This window comes from Mycolicibacterium arenosum (assembly GCF_024320865.1).
Taxonomy (GTDB): Bacteria; Actinomycetota; Actinomycetes; order Mycobacteriales; family Mycobacteriaceae; genus Mycobacterium; species Mycobacterium arenosum.
Genome location: NZ_JANDBD010000003.1, coordinates 460,799 through 487,503, shown reverse-complemented (window position 1 = coordinate 487,503; position 26,705 = coordinate 460,799). Strand labels below are relative to the sequence as shown.

Here is a 26,705-nt window from a genome sequence, read left to right as displayed (position 1 = left end):
CGACGAGCTTGGTGTACTTCGCCAGCACGCCGGTCTTGTACACCGGGGGCAGCGGCTCGAAACCGACCTTGCGCGACTCGAATTCGTCCTTGTCGACCAGCAGGTCCAGGGTGCCGTTGGCGACGTCGAGCCGGATCTTGTCGCCGTCCTTGACGAAGGCGATCGGTCCGCCGTCGACGGCCTCCGGCGCGATGTGCCCGACGCACAGTCCCGTCGTGCCGCCGGAGAACCGGCCGTCGGTCATCAGCAGCACGTCCTTGCCGAGGCCCGCGCCCTTGATCGCACCGGTGATCGCGAGCATCTCGCGCATGCCCGGCCCGCCCTTGGGGCCCTCGTAGCGGATGACGACGACGTCGCCGTGCGTGATGGTGCCGTCCTCGAGTGCGTCCAGCGCCGCCCGTTCGCGCTCGAAAACCCTTGCGGTGCCCTCGAACACGTCGGAGTCGAAACCGGCCGACTTGACGACGGCGCCCTCGGGGGCGAGTGAACCGTGCAGGATCGTGATGCCGCCGGTGGGATGAATCGGGTTGTTCATCGCGCGCAGCACCTTGCCGTCGGGATCCGGCGGCTCGATGTGGGCGAGGTTCTCGGCCATCGTCTGTCCGGTCACCGTAAGGCAATCCCCGTGCAGCAGGCCGGCATCCAACAGCGCCTTCATGACCACGGGCACGCCGCCGATCTCGTCGACGTGCTTCATCACGTGCCGACCGAAGGGCTTGACGTCGGCGAGGTGGGGCACCTTCTGTCCGATGCGGGTGAAGTCCTCGAGTGAGAGCTTGACGTTGGCCTCCCACGCGATGGCCAGCAGATGCAGCACGGCGTTGGTGGACCCGCCGAAAGCCATCACCACGGCGATGGCGTTCTCGAAGGCCTCCTTGGTGAGGAGGTCGCGGGCGGTGATGCCGCGGCGCAGCATCTCGACCACCGCTTCGCCGGACTTGCGCGCGTACTCGTCGCGGCGCTTGTCGATCGCGACGGGTGACGCGCTGCCCGGAAGCGACATCCCCAGCGCCTCGGCGGCCGAGGCCATGGTGTTGGCGGTGTACATACCGCCGCAGGCGCCTTCGCCGGGACAGATGGCGCGCTCGATGATGTCGACGTCCGCACGGGACATCAGCCCGCGGGAGCACGCTCCGACCGCCTCGAAGGCGTCGATGATCGTGACCTCCTTCTCGGTGCCGTCGGTCAGCTTGGCGACGCCCGGCATGATCGAGCCGTTGTAGAGGAAGACGCTCGCCAGGTCGAGGCGGGCGGCGGCCATCAGCATGCCGGGAATGGACTTGTCGCAGCCGGCGAGCAGCACCGTGCCGTCGAGGCGCTCGGCCTGCACGACGGTCTCGACGCTGTCGGCGATGACCTCGCGGGACACCAGCGAGAAGTGCATGCCCTCGTGGCCCATCGAGATGCCGTCGGACACCGAGATGGTGCCGAACTCCAGCGGGTAGCCGCCGCCGTTGTGGACACCGGTCTTGACCGCCTGCGCAAGCCGCTGCAGCGACATGTTGCACGGGGTGATCTCGTTCCACGACGAGCCGACACCGATCTGCGGCTTGGCCCAGTCGTCGTCGCCCATCCCGACCGCGCGGAGCATGCCGCGAGCCGCGGTTTTCTCGAGGCCGTCGGTGACGTCGCGGCTGCGCGGTTTGATGTCTGAGGGGTCTGAGGGCATGCGTCCGATTATGCGCCTGACCAGCGAGCCCACCAAAACGCATTTCGCGAAGCCGACCATCCGATCGTGATACCCCTCGGGGGTATCCGGTACGGTGGTGGGGTGAAGTCCTTCGTCGCGGCGCTGGCCGCACTCGCCATGGCCCTGTTCGTGTCCGCCTGTACGACGCCCGCCTCCGACGGTCACACCGACCACCCGCACGGAGCGGAAACCCCCGTGGTGTCCGGTCAGCCCGCGGATTTCAACGACGCCGACGTCACCTTCGCCACCATGATGATCCCGCACCACGAGCAGGCCGTCGACCTGTCGGAGATGGTGCCGACGCGCACGACCAACCCCGAGGTCATCGCGCTCGCCCAGACCATCTCCGCAGCCCAGGGTCCGGAGATCGAGACCATGAAGGTGTTGCTGGTCCAGTGGAACGCGGGTGAGGCCGGCGGGCACGAGGGCCACGACATGTCCAGCATGCAGGGCATGGTCGACACCGCCACGATGGAGAAGCTGCAGACGCTCAACGGCGACGCGTTCGACAAGCTCTGGCTGCAGTCGATGATCGCCCACCACGAGGGGGCGATCGTGATGGCCGACGCCGAGCTCAAGGACGGCGCCAGCGCCGACGCCAAGCGGCTCGCGCAGCAGATCGTGACCGCGCAGCAGGCCGAGATCACCTCGATGAAGCAGATGTTGGGAGACTGAGATGACGGAGCCGGAACTAGCCGAAGAGGCTGCACCGCACGGCTATTCGCCGAGGAAGGAGAACTACGCCAAGCGACTGCGCCGGATCGAGGGTCAGGTCCGCGGCATCGCCAAGATGATCGAGGACGACAAGTACTGCATCGACGTCCTCACTCAGATCAGCGCCGTCAACAGCGCGCTGCAGTCGGTGGCGCTCGGGTTGCTCGACGAGCATCTCGGGCACTGCGTCACCCACGCCGTCGCCGAGGGCGGCGACGAGGCGGATCGCAAGCTCGCCGAGGCGTCGGCCGCGATCGCGAGACTGGTGCGGTCGTGACTTTCGCGATCGCCCCCGCGACGGCCGACGATCTCGAGGCCTTCCAGCGCGACCCCGCGGAGTTCGCCGCACGTATCGACAGCCCCGTCCCCGTCGGCTGGCCGGAGTTCCCGGAGGCCTTCGAGTTCACCGTCGACAAGCTCCGGGAGAGCCCGGCCGAGGCGGACTGGTGGATGCACCTGTTCTTCGACGACGGCCTGCTGGTCGGATCAGGCGGTTTCGTCGGGCCGCCCGACGACGGCGTGGTCGAGATCGGCTACGAGATCGCCCCCGAACTGCGTGGTCGCGGCTATGCCACCGCCGCCGCGCGGGCGATGGTCGCGAAAGCGGTGGCCGCGGGCGTGCACACGGTCATCGCCCACACGATGCCGGAGGAGAACCCGTCGACCGGGGTGCTGCGCAAGCTCGGGTTCCGGCACACCGGCGAGGCCACCGACCCCGACGAGGGCTCGGTCTGGAAATGGGAACTCGCGGTGCCCTGAGTGGATCCACAGGGAGCCGCCGCCACCACTTCGTCACTACGCAACGACGCAGGTCAGCGTTGTTTTAGACGGGTGTCGAGACACGATCAGCCCGGTGCGCTGGGCGAATACCGGTCGCGCGCTATGCGACACTGGGTTCAGTTAGGTATGGGAGGAAACGCATGCTTCAGCGGACCATGAGGCGGTTGTCGACGGCAATCGTCGCAGCCGGACTGATCGGTGGACTGGTGACAGTCACCCCAACGGCCTGGGCCGAACCACCGGTCGACCCCGGTGTGGTGCCCGGCCCCGTTGATCCCGGAGTGCCGTTGCCCGGACCGCTGCCGGCCGAACCCGCGCCCGTCGACCCGATGGCCGCTCCGGTGCCCGCGCCGCCGGGCCCGTTCGATCCGGGCGGCATCTTCGGTCCGCCCGCGCCCGCCATCCCCGAGGGCACGCCCGAGGGCCAGAACCCGACGCCGTACGTCGGCCAGCCGGTCTTCGCGCCGCCGACGTTCAACCCGACGAACGGGTCGATCGCCGGCGCCGCCAAGCCGATCTACATCAACTTCGCCCGCCCGATCGCCGATCGGCAGATGGCTCAGGACGCGGTGCACGTCTCGTCCGTCCCGCCGGTGCCCGGCAGGTTCTACTGGGTCAACGACACGCAGCTGCGCTGGCGCCCGCTGGCGTTCTGGCCCGCGGGCACCGTCGTCAACATCGACGCCGGCGGCACCAAGTCGAGCTTCACGGTTCCCGAGCAGCTGGTCGCGACGGTCGACGACAGCACTCACACGATGACCGTCGTGCGTAACGGCAAGGTGGAGAAGACCTTCCCGGTGTCGATGGGCAAGCCCGACGGCAAGCACGAGACCAAGAACGGCACCTACTACGTGCTGGAGAAGTTCCCGGACATCGTCATGGACTCCTCGACGTACGGTGTGCCCGTCAACTCCGCGGAGGGCTACAAGCTGAAGGTGCAGGACGCCGTCCGCATCGACAACAGCGGCATCTTCGTGCACAGCGCGCCGTGGTCGGTCGGCGATCAGGGTAAGCGCAACGTCAGCCACGGCTGCATCAACCTGAGCCCGGCCAACGCCCAGTGGTTCTTCGACAACTTCGGCAGCGGTGACGCCGTCGTCATCAAGAACTCCGTCGGCATCTACAACGCGCCCGACGGTGCGTCGGACTGGCAGATGTTCTAGATCCCTCCTTCCACGTCGCCGAGACTGCACGTGATGACGTCATATCGCTGATATCCGTCATCGTGTGCAGTCTCGACGCATATGAGGGAGCCGATTGGCCGTCTCCTGCGTCTAACCAGATGTGCAAGCACTGGTGGTGGCGTCAGAGGCGCTCGCGTCGGGCGCGGTGACCCGGCAGCAGTTGCGGTCGAAGTACACGAAGCTGCATCGCGACGTCTACGCGTTGAACGATCTGACGCTGACCGCGCGCGACCGCGCGGTGGCCGCATGGCTGTGGTCGCATCGTGAAGCGACTCTCGTCGGCAACTCGGCGACGGCGATGCTCGGCGCCAAGTGGATCGCGGACGACGAGATCGCCGAGCTGGGCCGGTCGCGGTACACCTCGGCGAAGGGCATCGTGGTTCGCAGCGGGTGGATCGCGGACGACGAGATCGCGGTCCGGGCCGGCATCCCGTGCACGACGCCCGCTCGCACCGCGTTCGACATCGGGCGTTTCACTGCGCCTGACGACAGCATCGTCCGTATCGACGCCCTGCTGAACGCGACGCGCTGCAGCGTCGCGGATGTCGAGGTGATCGTCGGGCGGTACCCGGGGGTCAGGGGCATACGTCGCCTGCGATCGGCGCTCGAGTTATCCGACGGCGGCGCGGAATCCCCGCAGGAGACCCGGTTGCGGCTCATCCTGATTCGCGGCGGCCTACCTCGGCCGGTGACGCAGATTCCTGTAGTGAACGAGCGGGGACGGGTGGTGCGACGGATCGACATGGGTTGGCCGCAGTGGAAGGTCGGCGTCGAGTACGACGGTGAGCAGCACTTCAGCGATTCGACGGCCTACGAGGCCGACATCGACCGGTTGGAGTTTCTCGCCGCCAGGGGTTGGCTGATCGTCCGGGTGAGCTCGCACCACATGAAGTCTCCGATCGCCATCGTGCGGAGGGCCGAAAGCGCGATCGTCGGCAGGGGAGGGCCGCCGAGACTGCATACGATGACGCGAATCAGCTGAAATTCGTCACGTTGTGAAGTCTCGGCGGGGTTGCCGGCCGCGACTAACTCCAGATCCGCACCCGTGCTGCCTCTTCCAGGAAGAGTTCGTCGTCCTCGGTGACGTCGAACGCGTCGTAGTACGCGTCGATGTTGCGGACCACGCCGTTGCACCGGAACTCCGGGGGCGAGTGCGGATCGGTGGCGAGTCGCCGAATCGCCTCGGCGTCACGGGACTTCGTGCGCCACACCTGCGCCCAACCGAAGAACACCCGCTGCACGCCGGTCAGCCCGTCGATGACCGGGGCCTCCTCGCCGCCCAGCGAGAGCTGATACGCGAGGAGGGCGATCGACAGCCCGCCGAGGTCGCCGATGTTCTCGCCGACGGTGAACGCGCCGTTCACGTGGTTGTCGCCGCTCAACTGGCGGGGCGTGAAGTGCTCGTACTGCTCGATCAACGCCTTTGTGCGGACGCTGAATTCGGCCCTGTCGTCGTCGGTCCACCAGTCGACGAGGTTGCCGTCGCCGTCGTACTTCGCACCCTGGTCGTCGAAGCCGTGGCCGATCTCGTGGCCGATCACCGCCCCGATGCCGCCGTAGTTCGCGGCGTCGTCGGCGTCGGCGTCGAAGAACGGCGGCTGCAGAATCGCTGCGGGGAAGACGATCTCGTTCATGCCGGGGTTGTAGTACGCGTTGACCGTCTGCGGCGTCATGAACCACTCGTCGCGGTCGACGGGGCCGCCCAGCTTGGCGAGCTCCCTGTCGGTCTCGATCTCGTTGCCGCGCAGCACGTTGCCGTACAGGTCGTCGCGCGCGATGACGAGCGACGAGTAGTCGCGCCACTTCGCCGGGTAGCCGATCTTGGGCGTGAACTTGTCGAGCTTCTGCAGCGCGCGCTGCCGGGTGCCGGGAGTCATCCACTCGAGATCGGTGATGCTGACGCGGTACGCCTCCCGCAGGTTCGCCACCAACTCGTCCATGCGGGCCTTGGCATCCGGCGGGAAGTGCCGCTCGACGTACAGCCTGCCGACGGCGTCGCCCATCAGACTCTCGACCAGGCTCACGCCCCGCTTCCAGCGGTCGCGCAACTGCTCGGTGCCCGACAGCGTGCGCCCGTAGAACGCGAAGTTCGCGTCGACGATCTCGTCTGTCAGCAGCGACGCCCGGCCGCTGATGACGCGCCAGCGCAGCCACCGCTTCCAGTCGTCGAGGTCCTCGCCGGCCCACAGCGCGGCGAACGCCGTCAGCGCGTCGGGCTGCCGGACGACGACCTCGGCGACGCGCTCCGGCGAGGTACCGAGCGCCGTCACCCAAACCGCCCAGTCGAAACCGGGTGCCTCCGAGGGTAATTCGGCGAAAGTGCGCAGGTTGTAGGTCAGGTCGGCGTCGCGGCGCTTCACCACGTCCCAGTGCGCGGCGGCGATCTTCGTCTCCAGCGCGACGATCTGCGCGGCCGTCGCGTCCCAGTCGCCCTCGCCGTAGACGAGTCCGAACATCCTGGCGATGTGCTTCGGGTACTCCGCCAGGATCGCCGCGTGCTGCGGGTCGCGGTAGTAGGACTCGTCCGGCAGCCCGAGGCCCGACTGCGACAGGTGCAGCAGGTAGCGGGTGGAGTCCTTGGAGTCGGTGTCGACGTACACGCCGGTGCCGCCGCCGATGCCGGTGCGCTGCAACTCGCCGAGTTCAGCGGCCAGCTCGACCGGCGTCAGCGCGGAATCGACGCCGGCGAGCTCGTCGAGCAGCGGGCGCACGCCGAGGTTCGTGATCGTCTCGGTGTCCATGAAGCTGGCGTACAGGTCGCCGATGCGCTGCGAATCCGTTCCCTTCGCGCCGCCGGAAGCGGCCGCATCCGTGATGATGTCGCGCACCTGCTCCTCGGCGCGGTCGGCCAGCAACCGGAAGGCGCCGTCGGTCGCGCGGTCGGGGGGCATCGTGTGGTCCGCGAGCCAGCGGCCGTTGACGTGGCCGAAGAGGTCGTCCTGCGGGCGGGCGTCACCGTCGACGAAGGACAGGTCGATTCCGGATTTCATGGCTTCTACCGTCACCCCGCCATCCTTCCAGACGCCCGCGAGGTGTGCCGTGACCGCCGGGTAGCCTCACGGCCATGGCTGACGAGACCGGCGAGGAGCCGCGCGACGGCGTGTTCACGGGCCTCGGCATCGGTTCCGCGGTGCTGGGCGCGGTGGCCGTGATCGCCGCGGTGCTCGCCACGATGATCTGGATCGGGCACCGCAGCGACGTCGACGAGCGCAGCTACCGGACCTCGGTGCTGCAGGCCGCCGCGGAGTGGACGAGCGTTCTCATCAACATGAACTCCGGCACCGTCACCCAGAGCATGCAGAAACTGCACGACGGCACGGTCGGCCAGCTCAACGCCAACTTCGAGACCGCCGTCGAGCCCTTCAGTCAGGTCGTGCAGAAGCTGCAGAGCCAGACCGCGGGCCAGGTCGAGTCGGTGGCGATCGAATCGCTGCATCACGCCAGGGAGGGCGACGCCGGCATCTCGCCCGCCCCGCCACCGGAACTCGCCGCCGTCGCGTCGCGCACCGACACCGTGATCGTCGTGGCGACCTCGATCAGCCAGAACGCGGGCGCTCAGCCGCTGACGGTGCACTGGACGCTGCGCCTCGGAATCTCCGACGTCGACGGCGAGTTGCTGGTGTCGAGCCTGGAGACCATTCGATGAGGAACGGGTTGCGGGTCCTCGCCATCGACGTACTGGCCCCGCTGGCGGCGGTCGCCGCACTGCTCTACATCGGCGTGGCGCTGGCGTGGCCGCTGTGGTGGGTGTCGCTGTGTTCGGTGCTGTGCCTGCTGATCGTGCAGGGCGTCGTCGTCAACGGCGTGCTGTACCGCCGCGACGGGGTCACCGTCGGCACCGATGACGAGGGTCCCGGCCTGCGACTCGGCGTCGTCACCGTGGCAGCGGTCGCCGCGGTGACCGCCGTCGTCGTCGGGTACCTGCAGTGGACCGTCCCGGAGCGCGCGATCCGCACGGCCACGACCGAGGTCGTGGGCATCGCCAGCGCGGCCGCGGAGGCGTCCGCGACGTTCGCTCCGCAGAGCCCCAACGTGTCGCGCGACCGCGTCGTCGCCATGATGACACCGCAGGGTGCGGAGGCGTACAAGACCGAATTCGATGCCATGGCAAAGGATTTGAGTAGCAAGAACCTTTCCGTGTCGGCGTCCACCGTCTCGGCGGGGGTGGAGGCCATCGGGCCCGCCGACGCCGTCGTCGCGGTCGTCATGCGCGGCACGCAGAACGCACCCGGCAAGCAGCCGATCGTGGTGGCGCTGCCGCTTCGGGTGTCGCTGACCAAGGACGGGGACAAGTGGCTCGTCGCCGACCTGGCGCCGATCAATTCACGCTGAGCGTTACTCGGAGCGATCCCCGTGCATCTTGGCGAACCGGTCGGACAGCCTGCGCATGCGGATCATCAGGGAGGCTGACGGGCTGTCCGCGCCGCTGATGAAGGACGCGAACCTGTCGTTGGGGACGCCGATGCGGGACGCGAACTCCTGCTGCGCGAGCCCCGACCGCTCCAGCAGCAGTCGCACGTGCCGCGCGACTTCGGCGCACTCGGTCTCCTCGAGGTGCGCGCGGGTGCGCTGCAGGACCTCGGCCATGGCCTTCGACACCCCGTACGGTCGCGCGGTGTCGAGCACCTCTTCGACCTGCCGGGCGGTGCGGCCGTAGGGGTCGCGCTTGATGGCGGTGACGATGCGCTGCCACACGGTGAGGTCGTCGGTCTCCAGGGCGGCCCGGATCGACGACGTCGGCCAGAACTCGACGGGGCGCGCATCCACCTGGGGCGCCCGGCGGGGGGCCGCTCCGTTTGGTGGACGGCTATTGGAGGCCGACCCGCTTCGCGCGTCCGTCGACAACGTCACCTAGCCTCCTCCAGCATCGCGATCGCCACGGACAGGCAGCGCTGCCTGACCCTGTCCCAATCCTCCTCCGCATCGGGACCCGACGTCGAGGCGTCGTGTTCATCCGATGGCTGCGGATCGGCCAGCCGCCGCACCAGTTGCGTGGCGACCCACTGCTTCTTCGAGCGTTGACCACGGTAGTACCGGTCCATTCCGGCCAGCACCACCGCCGCAGTCTGAGTCTCCATGGACTCCACCAATTCGGCAAACTCGGCGAAGTCGCGGGTCGTGTTCCGGCACATGATCAGGTAGCCCTTGAGCCGCAGTGTTTCGGCCCCGGTGGGAATCTGCAGCCGATCTCCTGTGGGCAGCTGGACGTTGGTGGTCTCCATCGGGCTGAGCCTGTGCACCACGGGTGGGTCGATCTCGGCGGCGGCCGTCAGCGCGTCGAGCGCCACCGACAGCCTGCCGCGCCACACCGTCACGGGGTGCACCGGCTGACGGATCTTGCGCGTCCGGCCGGTCGGCAGCGACACGTGGCCGTTGGCGCCGTTCTTCCCGCTCCCGTTGTGCGGGCCGCCCGCGCCGTTCACCTTCGCGCTTCTGGTCAGCGGACGCAGCTTCACCAGGGGTGCCCCCGCCGCTTCGCTCGCCCCGGAGGGCCCGTCGCCACCCTTGACGCGGTCGCCGAGTGGCGGCAGCAGACAGCCGCTGAAGGCCAGCGGGTCGGCCACCGTGATGGTCTGCGGTGCGAGCGTCTTGAGCTTGGCGGCGGACTTCACCACGCCGCGGATGTCCGCGCCCGACGGACCGAGGGTGGAGATGTCGTCGGGGATGATGACCAGGTCGCCGATATCGGCCTTGGGGAGCGGCTTCTCGAAGTCGACCGACGGCAGCGTGCGGTCCAGCCAGCCCGGCAGCCACCAGTTCCACTGCGCGAACATCGCCATCAACGCCGGCACCAGGATCAGCCGCACCACGGTGGCGTCGACGGCGATCGCGACCGCGCACGCGACGCCGATCTGCGCGACGAGCGGCATGCCCGCGAAAGCGAACCCGATGAAGACCGCGATCATGATCAGCGCGGCGCTGGTGATCGTGCGCGCGCTGGTGCTGACGCCGTAGGCCACGGCGTCGCGCGTGTTGTTCGTCTGCAGGAAGCGCTCGCGGATCCGCGTCAGCAGGAAGATCTCGTAGTCCATCGACAACCCGAACGTCATCGCCAGGACCAGCGGGGGGACGGTGGTGTCGAGGGTTTCCAGTTGTTTGAAGCCCAGCGCCTCGAACCAGCCCCACTCGAAGACGACGACGAGGCTGCCGTAGGCGGCCGCCACCGACAGCACGGTCATCAGGACGCCCTTCAGGGCGAGGAACACCGAGCGGATCGAGATCAGCAGCATGACGAACGCGATGAGCGCGACGAAACCGAAGACCAGCGGCTGTGTCGACGAGACCCGGTCGTCGAAGTCCTTGAGCAGTGCGGTCGGCCCGCCGACGTCCACGTCGACGCGCGGACCGGCCGCCGCGGGCAGGTTGGCCCGCAGCCAGTCGACCGCCTCACGCGCCCCCTGGTCCTCGGGGTCGACGGACAGCACGGTGGTCAGCAGCGCGCTCTGGTTGTCGGTGGCGAACACCGGCGGCGACACCTGCGCGACGTCGGGGCCCTCGGAGATCTTCTGCCGCACCGCGTCCAGGGTCGCGGCGTTCTCCGGCCCGTTCGCGTCGCGGTTGGGGAACGTCACCAGCACCTTGACCGGACCGAGGGCACCCGGCCCCAGCGCGTCGGCCGCCGCGTTGACGCCGCCGCGGATCTCGTGGGAGGGGTCGAACTGGCGCTGCAGGCTGTTGCCGAGCGTCATCGCGAACGCCGGCGCCGCGAGGACCAGCAGGAAGGCGGTGGCCGACGTGGCCGCGATCCACGGCCTGCGCATGATCGTGCCGACCCAGCGGGTCCAGAAGCGCGACTGCGTCGTGTCGGGCCTGCGCGAGACGTGCAGCCACGACGAACGTTTCGCGGCGGCCCGGCCGAACGTCGCGAGCACCGCCGGGGTCAGCGTGGTCGACGTCAGCACCGCGAGCGCGACCGCCAGGATGGCGCCCGTGGCCATGGAGTTCAGTACCGCGGTGTCGATCAGGTAGATACCGGTCAGCGACGCGATGACCGTCAGACCCGACAGCAGCACCGCGAGACCCGACGTCGCCATCGCGGCGTCGGCCGCGTCGGACGGTTCTCGGCCCGATCTCAACTCCTCGCGGAAACGCATCAGGATGAACAGCGAGTAGTCGACCGCGAGCGCGATGCCGAACATGGACACGGTCGACGTCACGAACACCGACATCGTCGTGTACATCGACAGCAGGTAGACCAGGCCCATCGTCACGACGACCGTGCAGATGCCGAGGACCAGCGGCATGGCCGCCGCGGCGAGCGACCCGAACACCGCGAGCAGCACCACCAGGACGATGGGCAGGTTCCACTTCTCGGCCTCGGCGATGTCGCTCTTGGTGGCCTCGCTGGCGGCCGCGCCGAGCGCACCCTGGCCGATGACGTACAGCTTCACTCGGCCGTCGGCGGTCTGACCGGGTTGCTCGTCGTTGATGCCGACCTTCTGGCGGAGCTCCTTGGCGACGTTGGTGCTGCCGGTCGCGAAGTCGGTCTGCAGGGTGACGACGTAGGGCCGATCCGGCTGTGGCGGCGGTTGCTGCGGGTTGGGCGCGATCTTGACGTTGGGGACGTCGGACGCGATGCGCTCGAGTTCGGCGACGGCGTCGGTCATGTCCTGGAACGACGCATCGGCCCGCGGTGCCGCGACGAGCGCGAGCGGCGAAGCGCCCTGATCGGGGTAGTTGTCCTCGACTTCGTATTCGACCTGCTGCGACTGCGACCCCGACACGTCGAAGCCGCCGCCGGTGAGACTGCCCGAGTGGCTCAGCGCCAGGTAGACGGAGGGAACGAGGAGGAGCAGCCAAACCGCGAACACGGCCCAGCGGAATCGGCGCAGGTTGCTGCTCAACCGCATCATGAACTGCTGGATGGCGAACCCTTCTAACGATCGAGCCTGATCGGCGCTTTTCTCCCGGCGTTTCGCAACGATGAGCGTACCGCAGCGTGGGGTAGGGTGACCGGCTCGCGCGGGCCCGCCGGACGTCCCTGCCCTGAGGTTCGGTCCCGGCTGGCCCGACGTTACGCCGTCGCCCGCCGACCACCTCGGCACAGTTGACCTGTGTGTTTGCTGAGCTGATTGGCTGCCGCGCGCCGCGGGATGGCACTATGGCCTGGACCGGATCGGGTCGGGGAATCTCCGGGGTTCTTAGCAACGCGCGCAAGCCGTAAGGAGTTAGCCATGACCGGAACATCCGCCGCTCGACGCGGCCTCGGCACCGTGGTCGCCGCCACCGCAGCGGGCGCCGCCGCCGTGTTCTCGCTGACCGCGGCGAACGCACCGTCGGCTACCGCCGCACCCGACCCGTGCGCCGCCAGCGAGGTGGCGAAGACCATCGGCTCGGTTGCCACGTCGATGGGCACCTACCTCGACTCGCACCCGCAGACCAACCAGGCGCTGACCGCCATCTCACAGCAGCAGGCGGGCCCGCAGTCGCTCGTTGCGCTGAAGACCTATTTCGATGCCAACCCGCAGGCCGAGGCCGACATGACGAAGCTGCAGGCGCCGCTGCAGTCGCTGTCCGCCAAGTGCAAGCTGCCCATCACGCTGCCCCAGGTACTCGGGTTGATGCAGGCCGCGCAGTCGCAGGGTGCTGCGGCTCCGGGGAGTTTGCCAAACGCGCTGTCTGCCGCACCGGCCGCGGGGACGTCGGGTGTGACCACCCCGGCCCAGCGCAATCCGGCCAGCGCCGTCTCACAGGGTGCGGGTCCGCTGCCCGGCCCGTCCCCGGCCACCGCGGGGTAGTCCGGGGGGTGCTGCGCGACCCGCGCGGACCCCCGCAGGCGGCCCTGTGACCTGCGAATTCCGGCCGACTGAGAATCAGTTGAGCGCAAGGCAGGAAAGTGGTCACAGATTCTGCTTAGCTTTTCCTAGTCGGTAACCGCGTGGGGTTACGGCATCTGCAGAAATCGTGAAGGAGCTTGATGATGTTGCTCTCGGCCCTTGCTGGGCGGCGCGTGGTAGCTGGAGTTCTCGGCGCCGGTGCGATCGGTGGCGCCATGCTGTTCGGTGCGCTTCCGTCGGCGATGGCCGACGACCCCGCCCTCAACCCCCCGAACTGCACCGCCGCCGACCTGGCCGGTGTTGCCGCGGGCGTGTCGGCGTCGACGTCGGCCTACCTGTTCACGCATCCCGACGTGAACTACTTCTTCACCAGCCTCGAGGGTCTGCCCCGTGATGAGGTCCGTGGTCAGGTGACCGATTACCTCGACAAGAACCCGCAGACGAAAGCCGATCTGACCGGCATCCGCCAGCCGCTGGTCGACCTGAAGAACCGCTGCGGAACGGCACCCGCGCCCGCCATCCCATAACGACGGCGCGGGTGGTGGATCCCTCGGCGGACAGGAGCGAAGCGACCGGGGGATCGGGTCAGGCACATGACGGCTCGGGCCGCATGGTGCTCATGGTCGACGACGACCCGGACGTCAGAACCTCGGTAGCCCGCGGCTTGCGGCATTCGGGTTTCGACGTGCGGGTCGCCTCGAACGGCAAGGAAGCGCTGCGACTGCTCTCCAACGAGACGCACGACGCGCTGGTGTTGGACGTCCAGATGCCCGAACTCGACGGGGTGGCGGTCGTCACCGCGTTGCGCGCGCTGGGTAACGACATCCCCATCTGCGTGCTGTCGGCGCGCGACACGGTCAACGACCGGATCGCCGGCCTCGAGGCGGGGGCCGACGACTACCTCACCAAACCGTTCGATCTCGGTGAGCTGGTCGCGCGGCTGCACGCGCTGCTGCGGCGGTCCAGCCACTCGGAGCGGTCGTCGGACACCATGACGGTGGGCCCGCTGACCATCGACACGGCCCGCAGGCTGGTTTTCGTCGACGGTGAACGCGCCGACCTGACGAAGCGGGAGTTCGACCTGCTGGCCGTGCTGGCCGAGAACGCGGGGGTGGTCCTCTCTCGGCAGCGGCTGCTGGAGCTGGTGTGGGGTTACGACTTCGACGTCGACACCAACGTCGCGGACGTTTTCATCAGCTATCTGCGGCGCAAGCTCGAGCGCGAAGGCCAACCGAGAGTGATCCACACCGTGCGTGGCATCGGCTACGTACTGCGCGACGAGCCCTAGCCTTAGGGCGTGCGCCTCACCCGACTCCGCTCCGCCTCGCTGAGGACCAGGGTCGCCCTGGCGTCGGCGGTGGCGGCGTCGGCGGTCGTCGCGGTCTTCACGGTGCTGACGTCGGTGGTCCTGCTGAACAACGACGCCGAGCAACTCGACCGCAGGCTCGACGCGATCGTGCAGGCCAGCGTCGACCCGGATCACGCCAACGATCCGGGCCAGACGGTGCTGACCACCGGACGGTCTCGCTCGACGGGTCAGGTCGTGTTCCAGCGCGGCTTCCAGCTGCCGCGGCTCGACCCGGGCACGGCGACGGTGTCCGTCAACGGCGTCGAGTACCGGGTCCGCACCGTGCCGATGGAACAGCAGGGCGGACTGCTCATCTCGGTGGGCATCCGGGCCGAGGGTGCGCTGCTGAACCGCACCCGGATCCCGCTCTACACCGGCGTCGGGGTCGTAACCGTGCTGATCGCGGCGGGCCTCGGCTGGCTCCTGGCGGGCCCGGCCGTGCGGCCGCTGCGCCGGCTCACCGAGCAGACCGAGCGCCTGGGGCAGGGCAGTGAGCAGATGGTCGCGGTGCGGGGCGCCCGCGAGGCCGAGGAGCTGTCCGACGCGATGACCGGAATGCTCAACAGGCTCGCGGCGGCGCAGCAGGCCACCACCAATTCGCTGCAGGCGGCGCAGGATTTCGCCGCCAACGCCGCACACGAACTGCGGACGCCGCTGACCGCGATGCGGGCCGACATCGACACCCTGCGGATCCACGACCTGCCCGCCGAGGAGCGCGACGAGGTGGTCGGCGACCTGGCCCGCGCTCAACGCCGTGTCGAGGCGATCATCACCGCACTCGGCCAGTTGGCGTCCGGTCAGCTGGCGCAGGACGAGGACCGCGAGATCATCGACGTGACCGACATGCTGGATCGGGTGGCCCGCGAGAACACCCGCGTCGGGGGCGCGGAGGTGGTGCTCGACGTCGGTGACCTGGGCACCGTGGAGGGTTTCCCCGGTGGCCTGCGGCTCGCGGTGGACAACCTGGTGCGCAACGCGGTCGCGCACGGCGGGGCCAGCAGGATCGTCCTGACGGCCCGGCTGACACCGGGCTCCTGGGACCGCGAAACCCTCACGCGCGCAGCCGATGTGCTCACGATCGTCGTCGACGACAACGGTCGGGGGTTACCGGCCGACGAACACGAGGCGGTGCTCGGAAGGTTCGCTCGGGGGAGCACCGCGGCCCCCGGCGGTTCCGGGCTGGGGCTCGCGCTGGTGGCTCAACAGGCCGCCCTGCACGGCGGCACCGTCGAGCTGACGGACAGCCCGCTCGGCGGGTTGCGCGCGACCCTGACGCTGGTGGCTTCGCCAGCGCCCAAGGATGTTTCGACCCGCCGGACGGCAGTCAGCGGCGAGCGCGGAGCGCTGCGCCGGCACGCCAACCGAGTAGCAGGATGGCGGTCGTCAGGGACGCGACGACCACGAAGCTGAGCGCCGTGCCCTGCCCGCTCAGCCTGCGCAGCAACATGCCGACGGCGACGGTGCACACCCACACCAGCAGGCCCGTCGGCACCAGTGCGGTGGGTCGCCGCCACGTCGTCGGTGCCAGCCACGCGATCGCCGTACCGGTGAGGAACGGCCACGCGGTGGCGAGAACACCCGCGATCGTCACACCCTCGGCATGGCTGCGGCGCCCGATCGTGCAGAACACCACCACGCAGACGACGTCGGCCAGCAGGGCGAGCGCAGCGCGTTGCGTTCCGATGGCGGTGTCAGGGGCCGGCATACGACATCACGTCCAGGACGAGGGGGCTGGTGCCCGACTCGGGGCGGGCCGTGAAGTTCGGCTTGAGATCGGCGGGCTTGCCCTCGAGCAGCGGGTCGAGGGCGTCCATCGACGCCATCTGGCCGGTCAGCTCGTAGTCCTTGAAGACGAAGGGTAACCCGTTGGAGCGCAACGGATCCGGCGTGCTCATCACGTGGAAGTGCAGATGCGGCGCATCGGTGTTGCCGGTGTTACCCAGGTTGGCGATCACCTGCCCCGTCGTCAGCTGATCGCCGACTTTCACCTTGACGCTGTCGGTCTTCAGATGCGCGTAGAACGCGTAGTTGCCGTTGCCGAGATCCTGCACGATGTGGTTACCGCCGTACTGCTCGAGCGGCAACCCGGTCGGCGACGTGCCAGCGACCTGCTCGGGCAGGCCCTCCATTACGCCGACGACGGGACCGTCGCCGACCGCGTGGATGTCGGCGCCGAAGTACGGGTAGCTCTCGGGCTTCGTGCGGTCGCCGGCGTAGATGGTGTCGTCGTCGCTGAGCTGGACGTAGTCGATCGCGAAGCGCTCGGCCGCCCACAGTTGGCCGCCGATCGGGTTCAGCGCCATCCGGTGGGCTGTCATGTCGCAACAACTGTCACCGTCCAACCACTTCGGACCGCGCAGCGGCGGGGCGATCTCGACCGGCTTGGCATCGGAGACCCGGACCGGTGCCACCCCCTCCTCGGTCATGTTCGCGGGCAGTAGCGGCGGCGCCGGCTTGGAGAGCGTGACCCCGATGGTGTGGGTGAGCGTGGTCGGCACCGGCGCACCCTCGTCGACCACGACGTCGAGCCAGACGAGACCGGCCTGCGCGGGACCGAAGGTCGCGGTCGGCGCCGTTCCGCCCAGGGTGCGGGTGCGGTAGGACAGCCGTTCCCCGTCGAGCGACAGCAGTTGGCGGTCGCCGTCCTTGACCACCACGGAGTCGAGCGTCACGTCGAAGCCCATGGCGTTGGTGACCTGCAGTTCGTAGGCCAGGTGCGTCCTGCCGTCCGTGGCACGCACCGGAACGGGTGCCGCTGTGACGACGGCCAGCACGGGGGTCGCAGCAGCGGGGGGTAGCGGGGGTTCGGGCGCGGGTGTCGCCGACGGCGCCGCGCTGGCGGTCGACGATCCGGTGGTCGACGATCCGGTATCCGCGGGTTTCGTACACGCGCTGCTCAGCAGCGCCGTGCTGAACACGGCCAAGGCAAGGCGGACCACGGGTTTCACGGACTCTCCTCTGGTGGCTCCGGCGGATGGCCGGCTTCGGGGTCGGGACTGAACTGCGGGTTGTCCGGCTCCTCGTCGATGGAATCGGGGTCGATGTCCTTCTCGGTGCGGAACACGAAGAAGAACACCACCCAGCCGATCGATGAGATGAAGATCCAGCTCACCAGACGGTAGATCAGCATCGCGGAGATCGCCGCCGCGAGACCCATGCCGCTGGACACCAGGCCCGGCACCAGTACCGCTTCGACCACGAGCAGCCCGCCCGGCATCAGCGGAATGGAGCCGACGGCCCGCGCGGCGGCGTACGCGACGGTGACCCCCGCGATCGACGGGTGGGCGCCGGTGGCGTAGCAGGCGAACAGCAGGCAGGCCACGTCCGTGACCCAGTTGAACAGCGACCACCCGAACGCCTCACCGAGGTCGCGCCGGCCCAACTGCACCGACTCGAGCTGCGCCAGCATCTCGCGCCACTTCGCCAGGCCGGTGTCAGAAGGCTTGCCGCGCAGGGAGTTAACCCAGGACAGCACCCGCACGCCGATGCCGTCGATCTGCTGGGGGTTCTTCGCGACGGTCTGCGCGAGCACCAGCAGCGCAACGAACCCGCCGAGGGTGAAGATCAGCGACAGCGGGTTGCGGCTGGCGCCGAGCAGGAATGCGCCGCCGAGTCCCAGCAGCGCGAGTCCGACCGCCTGCAGCACCCCGGACATCACCAGCTGCCACGACGCCACCAGCGGCGAGGCCCCCCACATCCGCTGCTGTCGGTAGATGAAGGTCGCCGACAGCACCGGGCCGCCGGGCATCGTCGTGGACAGGGCGTTACCCGCGTAGTAGGCGGCCTCGGAGCGCCACTGTTTGACGTGCACCCCGGCGGATCTCAGCAGTGTCCGCTGAATCTGGGCGAAGCTGTGAATCGACAGCAGCGCGACCGCGACCGCGGCGAGCACCCACCACCAGTTGGCCGTGAGGACGCTGCGCCACGCCTTCGCCAACTGGTCCCACACCAGCACGACTTCGACCGCGAGAACCGTGACCGCGACGCCGATGAGGACCCAGCGAAGCCACCAGTACCGGCCGCGCTGACGCGCGTCCGCCCTGGTCGCCCCCGGCACCTCCTGCGACACGCCCTACACCATAACGTCGCTGATCGGTGCCGTGAGCAACGCGCCGAGGCCGTTACAGTACCGACATGGCATTCGGCTCATCGGTGGACTCGACAGCCGACGCCTCGGTGTCACCCGTCGTCCGCAAGGCGGCGGCGTGGTCATGGCGGCTCCTACTGATCCTGGCGGCGGTCGTCGCCACGGTCTGGGTGATCGGACACCTCGAGATCATCGTGGTGCCGTTCGCGCTCGCGACGATGCTCACGGCGATGCTGGTGCCCGTCGTCGACTGGCTGGATCGGCGCGGCCTGAACCGCGGCGCCGCCGTGGCCATCGTGCTGCTGAGCGGTTTCGTCGTCGTCGGCGGGATCCTGACCTTCGTCGTGAGCCAATTCATCGCGGGCGCACCGGCTTTGGTGCAAGAGGTGACGCGCAGCATCGAGGGCTGGCGGGAGTGGCTGAGCACCGGCGTCTTCTCGCATTTCAGCACCGAGCAGATCGACAAGTTCACCACCGGCGCGATCGACGCGCTGCAGAGCAATCAGGCCAAGCTCACCAGCGGGGTGTTCGCCACGGCGGGCACCATCACCGAGATCCTCACCGGCGCGCTGCTGGTGTTCTTCACACTGATCTTCCTGCTGCACGGCGGCCGCAACATCTACTCGTTCACCACGCAGGTGTTCCCGGTCAGCGTGCGCGAGCGGGTCCGCGACGCGGGCCGCGCCGGATTCCAGTCGCTGGTCGGATACGTCCGCGCGACGTTCCTGGTCGCGCTCGTCGACGCGGTCGGCATCGGCACGGGCCTGGCCATCATGGGCATTCCGCTGGCGCTACCGCTGGCATCGCTGGTGTTCCTCGGCGCGTTCATCCCGCTGGTCGGCGCCGTCATCGCGGGCGGACTCGCGGTGATCGTCGCGCTGATCGCCAAGGGCTGGGTGTTCGGGCTGATCACCCTCGGCTTGATCCTCGCGGTGCAGCAGCTGGAATCGCACGTCCTGCAGCCGCTCGTGATGGGTCGGGCCGTCGCGGTGCATCCGCTGGCCGTGGTCCTCGCGATCGCCGCGGGCACCGTGCTCGCGGGCATCATCGGCGCGCTGCTGGCGGTGCCGATCGTGGCGTTCCTCAACAGCGCGGTGCGCGTGCTGATAGCGGAGGATCCCGCGGCCGCGGAGAAGGCACTCGAAGCCGAGGTCGGTCCGGCCATCAAGGCCGAACCCGACAGGCTCGACGACGACCCCGAGGCCGAGCCGGCTAGAGCCGACCCTCCCGCCGCAGCAGATCCGCAGCGCTGACGCCGCCACCGCGGCGCTTGGGCTGTTCATCCTGAGCCTCGAGCTTCTCCGTCGCGGGCTCACCCTCTGCTGCCGGGGGCGGCTTCTGCGCGGGCATCGCCCTCGTCGGCGGCTCGTCGGCCGGGGGCGGCGGAGGCGGTTGCTTGGCCGCCCGCCCACCCTGTGCCGGCATGGCACGCGTCGGTGGCTCGTCGGCCGGCGGCGGCGGTGGTGTCCCGGCGCGCAGATCGCCGAGCCACGACTCGATCTCGCGACTGCCGGTCGCACTGGAACCGCGGGCGGGCGCCGGCGGCCGAGCCGCGCCGCGGGTCGTCCCGTTGGGCTTCGGTGCCGCGAAGCGCGTGGTCGGCGGCTCGGCAGGCGGCGCAGCGGGCGGACCCGCGTTGGTGGGAGTCGGAATCCTGGTGGTGCTGGCAGCCGACGGCGGGTTGACGCGCGGCGGCACCGCCACCGGTCCCGGCCGGCCACCGGGGCGCGCGCCGCCCTCGGGATGGCCGGGGTCGTGGGGGCGGGGGCGAGCCGGGGGGAGTGCGGCCGGCGCGCCCACCCCGACGAGAGCCTCCTCCGGCTCGCGCACGACGGGCCGCTTGCGTTCGTCGGGTAATTCTGTCTCGCCGAGGCCGAGCTTCTCCTGGATGCGCTTCATCCACTGCGGCGCCCACCAGCAGTCGTCGCCGAGCAGCTTCATGATCGCGGGCACCAGGAACATCCGGATGATCGTCGCGTCGAGTAGCAGCGCGATCAGCAGGCCGAACGCCAGGTATTTCATCATCACCAGGTCCGAGAACACGAACGCGCCGGCGACGACCGCGAGAATCAACGCGGCGCCGGTGATCAGACGACCGGTCGTCGCGGTGCCGACCCGGATCGCCTCGGCTGTGGACAGACCTCTCTCCCTGGCCTCCACCATGCGCGAGACCAGGAACACCTCGTAGTCGGTGGACAGGCCCCAGATGACGGCGATGATGAGCCCGATCATCGGTGCCATCAGCGGCTGTGGCGTGTAGTTCATCAGGGTGTCGCCGTGGCCGCTCTCCACGAACATCCACGTCAGGATGCCCATGGTCGAGCCGAGCGTCAGCGCGCTCATCAGGGCGGCCTTGATCGGCAGCACCAGCGATCCGAATGCCAGGAACATCAGAATGGTCGTCGTCGTGATGAGCACGATCACCATCACCGGCAGCTTGGCGAACAGGCTGTGGATACTGTCCTGTTCCAGCGCGGGCGTACCGCCCACCATGATCTCCAGGCCCCGCGGCGCCGAGATGGCGCGCAACTCCGCGACCTTGTCGGCGGCGTCGTTCCGGTTGACGAGGGGGTTCTGGATGACCCTGACCGACGGATCGGTCGATTCGCCGCCGCGGGCACCCCACATCTTCGACGGGTCACCGTCCGGCTCGATGAAGCCGGGGATGGTCATCGCCTTGCTGCGGATCTCGGCGACCTGCTGATCGGTGACCGGCTCGCCGTCGGTGTTCTTGATGACCAGCGTCAGGGGTTCGGTGCGGAAACTGGGGAACGTCTTGTCGAAGTCCTCCTGCGCGACGCGCACCGCGTTGTCCGGTGGCAGGTACTTCTCGCTGATGCCGCCCAGCGCCAACTGGCCGAGTGGAATCACCAGGATGATCATGACGATCACGATGGGTGTCGCGAAGGCGACGGGCCGCTTCATGACGACGTTGACGAGCTTGCCCCAGAAGCCCTTCTCCACCTCGGCGCGGGTCTTGGTCTTCTGCGTCTTCTCCGCGAGCCAGTTCACCCACCAGACGATCGGGGTGCGGGCGAGCGGAACGTAGCGCGCGAGCGCCAGGCCCACCACGACGACGCCGACGAAGATGACGATGCCGAGCAGCACCCAGTACAGCCCCGTGCCGACGGTGTCCTTCAGCGCGAACACCGCGTAGAGGAGGCCGCCGAGCAGCGTGACGTAGGCCAGCGTCGTGCCGATGAGCGCGTACTGCGCGCCCTGTTCACCGGTCTCCCTGATCTGCTTGCGGGCGCGGTGGCCGAGCCAGAGGCCCACCGGCGGAACCAGCAGACCCGCGGGGATCGAGGCCAGGGCGTAGGTGTTGGAGTTCGGGTTCTCCGGGTCGGAGACGACCTTTGGGGCGTCGATGAACTTCAGCAGCCAGCGCACGCCGAGCGCGTCGACCCTGGTTCCCAGGATGCCGAGCGCGGCGGGCAGCACGGTGATCGACAGGATCGCCGCCAGCATGACCGAGCCGATGATGGCGTAGGTGATCGACTTCAGGAAGCCCTGCGGGAACAGCAGCAGCGGCACCGAGGAGGCCACCAGGATCACGGCCGAGAACATGATGGTCCGGCCGGAGGTCATCACGGCGCGGCGTACCGCGGCCTCGGTGTCGTAGCCCTCGGCGATCTCCTCGCGGAACCGGCTCACCATGAACAGGCCGTAGTCGATGGCGATACCGAGGCCCATCAGCGTGACGACGGGCTGCGCGAAGAAGTGCACGGGCATGAACTCGGCGGCCAGTCGCATCAGGCCGAGCGCGCCCGCGATGGTCAGGCCGCCGATGATGCCGGGCAGAGCCGCCGCGATGACGCCGCCGAACACGAAGAACAGCACGACGCAGACCAGCGGAATGGCGGCCACCTCGGCGCGCTGCTGGTCCTCGCCGATGGTCCCGGTGAGCTCGCTGGCCAGCGGGTTGAGGCCCGCGACCTGGATGTCGCCGTCGTTGATCTTCAGCAGATCGGGTTCGATGGTCTGGTAGTTCTTCAGGATCGAGTCGTCGTCGTCGCCCTTGAGCGGGATGCTCACGAACGTCTTCGACAGGTCCTCGGTCTTCATCTGCTGGACCGTCGCGAGCGTGGTCGTCGGCGCCTTCAGCCAGCCCACCCACGCCTCGATCTGATCCGGATGGTCGGCGGCCAGCTGATCGAGCTCGCCGGTGACCTTCTTCATCCACTCGGGGTTGTCGACCTTCTCGCCGTCCGGCGGCGTGAGGATCGCCACCACGTGGCTCGTTCGATCTCGTCCGTAGGCCTCATCGGCGGCCAGCGACGCGGCGACCGACTGGCTGCCCTCGTCGTAGAAACCGCTCTGGGTGACGTGTTGACCGAGGCTCATCCCGTACACGCCGCCACCAAGGCACAGTGCGACCATGACTCCGATAACCGCGTATCGGAATCGGTACACCGTTCGACCCCACCAGGCGAACACGATCAACTCCTCACGATCTACTTCACGTCTGTTCTCGGCCCCGCGCTATCGGTTCTGTTGTGCCCACCCCCGTCAAGCGCGCGAGGTGAGGAGTGCAGACAGCGGCCGGAACGGCTGTAGCCAAGCTCCCTGCTCGGGCAGCGAATCAAGGCCGATTCGCGGTAGCGGTTCTCGGAAGACACCAGGGATGTCCTCCAAGTCGACAAACTCCAAGGTATCCGACGCTAGCGCCCAACTGGCATGTTCGCGAAATCCGAGGACCTGGACCTGCGTGCCCTCCCTCGCGATGTCCTCCAGCGGTAGGCGGAATGCCTGACCGTCGGCGGAAGCCACCAGGACGCCGGCCAGCCCCTCGGCCCGGCGCGTCTCGATGTGCGCGAGCATGTCGGAGTCCACGTCGCTGTCGTCGTCGATCTTCGGCTTCGCGAACACGGCGAAACCGACGTTGCGCAGCGCCTCGACCCACGGCCGCACCACGTCGGCGCTGCCCGGCGCGATGTTGGTGAACACCGTGGCCTCGGGCTCCAGCGACACCTGGCGGTCGGTGGGCCCGCGATCCTCGGCGATCTCGGCGGTGCGGGCCAGCAGCCAGCGGCCCAGCGCGTCGAACCGCGGCCGGTGTGCGGCGGTGGGCCTGCCGCCCAGGATCGAGCCGAGGCCCATGTCGAGGTTGGGCGCGTCCCACACCAGCAGCACGCGCAGCGGCGCGAGCGGAGCCTGCAGGTCCAGCGAGAGGTCCTCGGTGAGGCTCATACCCGCCTCCAGACGAACTCGTTGATGGTGCTGCCCGCGCGCAGCCCCTTCTCCTCGAACTTCGTGGTGGGCCGTCGCAATGAGATGGGCACAGCACCGGAGATGGGCAGCCCGTCGTCGTTTATCGGCACCCGCTGCAGGCGCGGCTCGGCGTCGCCGACCTCGCCGATCTGCACGGCGTAGTCGGCGTGATCGGTGGCGGCGTGCAGGATGCCGCCGGGGCGCAGCCGGTCGGCGATCAGGGCGACGTTAACGGGCTGCAGCAGCCTGCGCTTGTGGTGCCGGGCCTTGGGCCACGGGTCGGGGAAGAAGACCCGCACGCCGGTGAGGGTGTCGGAGGGCAGCAGGTGTTCCAGCACCTCGACGCCGTCTCCGCAGATCAGCCGGATGTTGTCGATGCCCTCGCGATCGATCGCGCTGAGCAGCTGGCCGAGGCCGCGCCGGTAGACCTCGGCCGCGATGACGTCGACGTCCGGCTCCTCGATGGCCATGGCCGCCGTCGAGATGCCGGCGCCGCAACCGATCTCCAGCACCAGCGGGGCGGTCCGGCCGAACCACGCGGCCGTGTCGAGCCGGCCGATCGGGCGGCCGTCGGGGTCTCTGACCTGCATCCCCACGTCCGGCCAGCGCTGATCCCACGTCCGCTGCTGGGCGGCGGACAGCGCCGCGTGCCTGTTGCGGAAGCTGGTGACGCGGCGGTGGGGGTGCACGGGCACGTCTGTGATATTTCCTCCTCGCGTCGGGGGCGACCCCTCGCACCGCGCATGCATTTGTCCATGGTCCCGCATGAGGGGCCGGGTACCCGCATCGTGGTGCAGATTGATACCCAACAGTCATCTTTGCCGCGAAGCGGGGGTTCGGGGCGGTGCGACGATGGCTTCGGGGGTGATGCGGTGGGGCTTCGGGTGTCGGTGGAGGGCCGACCGGGAGTGGGTCGACGCACGATCGAGGCCGCGCTGCGCCGCCGCGGGGTGCAGGTGGTGCCGGCTGCGCCCGACGTCCGGGTTCTGGTGGTCGCCGAGGCGCTCAAACCCGAGGACGTCCGCGACGACGCGACGGTGGTGGTGCAGACCAAGGCCGATCTGACGGACGCGACGTGCGGGATCCGGGTGGTGGGCCTGCTGGCGGTGCTCGACCGCCTGACCGACGACGAGGTCGACGCACTTCGGGTGCTGATCCGCCATCCCGCCGACATGACCTCGGTGGACGCGTTCGTGTCGGGTGCGCACCCGCTGGGCCGCGACGTCCGGCAGCACCTCCTCGAGCGGCTGGATCGGTTCGGGATCGCACACGCGGTGCTGGCACTGGCCGACGGCGCCGATCCCGCCGCCGTGGCCGCCCGGCTGACCGCTCTGTCCAACATCGACGCCGTGCTCGCCGCGGTCCGTGCCGCGAGTGCCCCGGTGCGGTATCGGCGGATCGCCGAAAGCCGTTGCAGCAGTGAAGTTCTCGATGATGCCGCGGTTCTCGACCGGATGTCCGCGGCCGTCGACGTCGTCGAGGCCGCGGGCGTCGCCGTCGACCGCGGCGATCGACCGCAGGATCACCGCAGGCGCGCCCTGCACTGGGCGCGGTACTCACGCGGTCCCGTTACGGACCTGCACCGGGCCTGTGCCGCCGACATCGTCCGGGGGTCGCTGGTCCTGCTCGACGGGGCCGAGCCGTGACCGACGCCGTCCTCGTCGCCGGGGCGCCGTCGGCTGGGGTGACGTCGCTCGTCGCGGCGCTGCGGGAGCGCCTGCCCGAGGTCGACGTGACCGAGGAGGGCGGCGCCGAGGTCGCCGTCGCGGTGCTCGCGGTGTCGGCGGTCGCACCGCCGGTCCCGTCGGACTGCGCCGTCCTGGAGGCCGCCGCCGCCCGCGCGAACGCGGTGGTCGGTGCGGTGACGAAGGTCGATGCGCACCGGCGGTGGCGCGAGGTGCTGGCCGAGGTGTCGACGCGGTACCCGGACGTTCAGTGGGTGCCGACGTGCGCGGCCCCGCACCTGGGCGCCCCGGATGTCGCCGCGCTCGCCGACGCCGTTCGTACCGCGCTGCGGGCCGCACCCGCCGGGGAGGTCGCCCGCATCCGGAATCTGAGGTCGTGCCGTTCGGCACTGGTTCGCGAGCAGAGGTCGGCGCGCTCGGGGTCGTCGGCGCTGCGCATCGGATTGCACCGCGAGCGACTGGCGCTCGGCCGGTACACCCGTGAGCGCTGCGCCGGGCTTCGCACCGAGTTCCGGGCGGTCGCGGCCGAGATGCCGAGGCGGTCCGCCGACCGGGTACAGGAGAGCCTGCGCGCCGCCGCCGACGCCCTGGTGCGCGACGTCGACACGCGCATCGACCACCGGCTGGCGGACCTGGCGGACCGCCTCGGGGCCCCGGCGCTCGATCAGGCGCCGCCGCCGGTCGTGCCGCAGTGGGACGGGCCGCCGACCGTGTCGCGGCGTGCCGAACGCGGCCTGACGCTGGCGCTCGGTGCGGGTTTCGGCCTCGGCATCGCGGTCGCGGCGGGCCGGGTGTTCGCGGCGCTGGCGCCGTGGCTGTCGGTCGGGGCGCAGGCGGCGGGCGCGGTGCTCGGAGTTCTGCTGACGGGATGGCTGGTGTCGACCCGCGAACTGATGCACGACCGCGCCGTGGTGGACAGGTGGGTGTGCGACGTCGTCGGCACGCTGCGCGGCTACGCGGACGATCGGGTGGCCGGCCGATTACTGGACGCGGAGCTGCACCTGGGCCCGGTGCTGGCGGCCCGCGCCGCCGAGGAATCCGACGGTGTGACGCACCGGATCGCCCTCATCGACGCCGAGTTGCGGACCCTGCGGAGACGATCGTGACCAACTTGGCGTTTCTGAATCGTTCCTGTGAGGGATCGGACATACTCCCGATTTACCGCGGGTATGTCACCCACGTTAACCTTCGTTTCTACGGACTTTGTCAGACGCCCGTTGACGTTAGTA

At 69.2% G+C, this 26,705-nt stretch carries 23 protein-coding genes, 1 tRNA gene and 1 pseudogene; 15 read left to right on the top strand and 10 right to left on the bottom strand.

Annotated elements, in window-relative coordinates; translation table 11 throughout:
• Positions 1 to 99: transfer RNA gene (locus tag NM203_RS09390), tRNA-Thr, on the top strand.
• Positions 100 to 643: 544 nt separating this feature from the next.
• Here the strand turns inward: NM203_RS09390 and NM203_RS33590 are convergent.
• Positions 644 to 1,501, bottom strand: a pseudogene (locus NM203_RS33590) (dihydroxy-acid dehydratase domain-containing protein); the annotation flags it as partial.
• A gap of 270 nt (positions 1,502 to 1,771) precedes the next feature.
• On the opposite strand from NM203_RS33590, the gene NM203_RS09370 reads away from it, so the two are divergent.
• The 5 genes from NM203_RS09370 (at position 1,772) to NM203_RS09350 (ending at position 5,350) form a co-directional block, all read left to right on the top strand.
• Positions 1,772 to 2,365, top strand: coding sequence for a DUF305 domain-containing protein (locus tag NM203_RS09370; protein ID WP_255059571.1), 594 nt, complete (start codon positions 1,772 to 1,774; stop codon positions 2,363 to 2,365).
• 1 nt (position 2,366) lies between these two features.
• Positions 2,367 to 2,681: a copper-sensing transcriptional repressor RicR gene (gene ricR / locus NM203_RS09365; protein WP_255059570.1), complete on the top strand. Its 315-nt coding sequence runs from the start codon at positions 2,367 to 2,369 to the stop codon at positions 2,679 to 2,681.
• Positions 2,678 to 3,163: a GNAT family N-acetyltransferase gene (locus NM203_RS09360; RefSeq protein WP_255059569.1), complete on the top strand. Its 486-nt coding sequence runs from the start codon at positions 2,678 to 2,680 to the stop codon at positions 3,161 to 3,163. Before ricR ends, NM203_RS09360 begins: the two co-directional genes overlap by 4 nt.
• Positions 3,164 to 3,324: 161 nt before the next feature.
• Positions 3,325 to 4,347 (top strand): L,D-transpeptidase, encoded by a 1,023-nt coding sequence (locus NM203_RS09355; protein ID WP_255059568.1) that lies wholly within the window; start codon positions 3,325 to 3,327, stop codon positions 4,345 to 4,347.
• Between the two features lie 121 nt (positions 4,348 to 4,468).
• A complete protein-coding gene (locus tag NM203_RS09350; RefSeq protein WP_255059567.1) occupies positions 4,469 to 5,350 on the top strand; it encodes an endonuclease domain-containing protein in 882 nt (293 codons plus the stop codon).
• Positions 5,351 to 5,393: 43 nt separating this feature from the next.
• Here NM203_RS09350 and NM203_RS09345 read toward each other — a convergent pair whose 3' ends face one another.
• Positions 5,394 to 7,373 (bottom strand): M13 family metallopeptidase, encoded by a 1,980-nt coding sequence (locus tag NM203_RS09345; RefSeq protein WP_308212818.1) that lies wholly within the window; start codon positions 7,371 to 7,373, stop codon positions 5,394 to 5,396.
• 59 nt (positions 7,374 to 7,432) lie between these two features.
• Between NM203_RS09345 and NM203_RS09340 the strand changes: the two genes are divergently transcribed.
• Complete coding sequence (locus tag NM203_RS09340) at positions 7,433 to 8,014, top strand: Rv1363c family protein (protein WP_255059566.1); 582 nt, start codon at positions 7,433 to 7,435, stop codon at positions 8,012 to 8,014.
• On the top strand, positions 8,011 to 8,700 hold the full coding sequence (locus tag NM203_RS09335) for a hypothetical protein (protein WP_255059564.1): 690 nt from the start codon (positions 8,011 to 8,013) through the stop codon (positions 8,698 to 8,700). The genes NM203_RS09340 and NM203_RS09335 overlap by 4 nt, the downstream gene beginning before the upstream one ends.
• Before the next feature lie 3 nt (positions 8,701 to 8,703).
• On the opposite strand, the gene NM203_RS09330 is transcribed toward NM203_RS09335, so the two are convergent.
• Together NM203_RS09330 and NM203_RS09325 are read right to left on the bottom strand one after the other, a co-directional pair.
• Entirely contained in the window at positions 8,704 to 9,135 is a 432-nt protein-coding gene (locus tag NM203_RS09330; protein WP_255059563.1) for a helix-turn-helix domain-containing protein, read from the bottom strand.
• Positions 9,136 to 9,215: 80 nt separating this feature from the next.
• Entirely contained in the window at positions 9,216 to 12,221 is a 3,006-nt protein-coding gene (locus tag NM203_RS09325) for an MMPL family transporter (RefSeq protein WP_255059562.1), read from the bottom strand.
• Positions 12,222 to 12,542: 321 nt separating this feature from the next.
• On the opposite strand from NM203_RS09325, the gene NM203_RS09320 reads away from it, so the two are divergent.
• From NM203_RS09320 to NM203_RS09305, 4 genes are all read left to right on the top strand, one after another.
• On the top strand, positions 12,543 to 13,106 hold the full coding sequence (locus NM203_RS09320) for a hemophore (protein ID WP_255059561.1): 564 nt from the start codon (positions 12,543 to 12,545) through the stop codon (positions 13,104 to 13,106).
• A gap of 182 nt (positions 13,107 to 13,288) precedes the next feature.
• Complete coding sequence (locus tag NM203_RS09315; protein ID WP_255059741.1) at positions 13,289 to 13,672, top strand: heme-binding protein; 384 nt, start codon at positions 13,289 to 13,291, stop codon at positions 13,670 to 13,672.
• Positions 13,673 to 13,755: 83 nt separating this feature from the next.
• Positions 13,756 to 14,433: a response regulator transcription factor gene (locus tag NM203_RS09310; RefSeq protein ID WP_255059560.1), complete on the top strand. Its 678-nt coding sequence runs from the start codon at positions 13,756 to 13,758 to the stop codon at positions 14,431 to 14,433.
• A 9-nt stretch (positions 14,434 to 14,442) separates the two neighbouring features.
• A complete protein-coding gene (locus tag NM203_RS09305; protein WP_255059558.1) occupies positions 14,443 to 15,903 on the top strand; it encodes a HAMP domain-containing sensor histidine kinase in 1,461 nt (486 codons plus the stop codon).
• Here the strand turns inward: NM203_RS09305 and NM203_RS09300 are convergent.
• From NM203_RS09300 to NM203_RS09290, 3 genes are read right to left on the bottom strand one after another with little or no spacing between them, the layout of a single operon-like run.
• The gene (locus tag NM203_RS09300) at positions 15,818 to 16,198 is read right to left on the bottom strand and encodes a DUF3054 domain-containing protein (protein ID WP_303624320.1); all 381 of its coding nucleotides are present in this window, start codon (positions 16,196 to 16,198) and stop codon (positions 15,818 to 15,820) included. The two genes, NM203_RS09305 and NM203_RS09300, sit on opposite strands and share 86 nt — an antisense overlap.
• Complete coding sequence (locus NM203_RS09295) at positions 16,185 to 17,432, bottom strand: M23 family metallopeptidase (RefSeq protein ID WP_255059739.1); 1,248 nt, start codon at positions 17,430 to 17,432, stop codon at positions 16,185 to 16,187. Before NM203_RS09295 ends, NM203_RS09300 begins: the two co-directional genes overlap by 14 nt.
• A gap of 5 nt (positions 17,433 to 17,437) precedes the next feature.
• Positions 17,438 to 18,562 (bottom strand): lysylphosphatidylglycerol synthase transmembrane domain-containing protein, encoded by a 1,125-nt coding sequence (locus NM203_RS09290; RefSeq protein WP_255059556.1) that lies wholly within the window; start codon positions 18,560 to 18,562, stop codon positions 17,438 to 17,440.
• A gap of 65 nt (positions 18,563 to 18,627) precedes the next feature.
• On the opposite strand from NM203_RS09290, the gene NM203_RS09285 reads away from it, so the two are divergent.
• Complete coding sequence (locus NM203_RS09285) at positions 18,628 to 19,833, top strand: AI-2E family transporter (protein ID WP_255059554.1); 1,206 nt, start codon at positions 18,628 to 18,630, stop codon at positions 19,831 to 19,833.
• Here the strand turns inward: NM203_RS09285 and NM203_RS09280 are convergent.
• The 3 genes from NM203_RS09280 to trmB all read right to left on the bottom strand — a co-directional run bounded on the left by NM203_RS09280 (position 19,793) and on the right by trmB (position 24,558).
• Entirely contained in the window at positions 19,793 to 23,017 is a 3,225-nt protein-coding gene (locus NM203_RS09280; protein WP_255059553.1) for an MMPL family transporter, read from the bottom strand. The two genes, NM203_RS09285 and NM203_RS09280, sit on opposite strands and share 41 nt — an antisense overlap.
• 72 nt (positions 23,018 to 23,089) lie before the next feature.
• Positions 23,090 to 23,770, bottom strand: a complete 681-nt coding sequence (locus tag NM203_RS09275) for an NYN domain-containing protein (protein ID WP_255059552.1) — start codon at positions 23,768 to 23,770, stop codon at positions 23,090 to 23,092.
• A complete protein-coding gene (gene trmB / locus NM203_RS09270) occupies positions 23,767 to 24,558 on the bottom strand; it encodes a tRNA (guanosine(46)-N7)-methyltransferase TrmB (protein WP_255059551.1) in 792 nt (263 codons plus the stop codon). Before trmB ends, NM203_RS09275 begins: the two co-directional genes overlap by 4 nt.
• Before the next feature lie 105 nt (positions 24,559 to 24,663).
• Between trmB and NM203_RS09265 the strand changes: the two genes are divergently transcribed.
• Positions 24,664 to 25,437: a hypothetical protein gene (locus NM203_RS09265; protein ID WP_255059550.1), complete on the top strand. Its 774-nt coding sequence runs from the start codon at positions 24,664 to 24,666 to the stop codon at positions 25,435 to 25,437.
• On the top strand, positions 25,434 to 26,582 hold the full coding sequence (locus tag NM203_RS09260; RefSeq protein ID WP_255059549.1) for a hypothetical protein: 1,149 nt from the start codon (positions 25,434 to 25,436) through the stop codon (positions 26,580 to 26,582). Before NM203_RS09265 ends, NM203_RS09260 begins: the two co-directional genes overlap by 4 nt.
• Positions 26,583 to 26,705 lie beyond the last annotated feature (123 nt).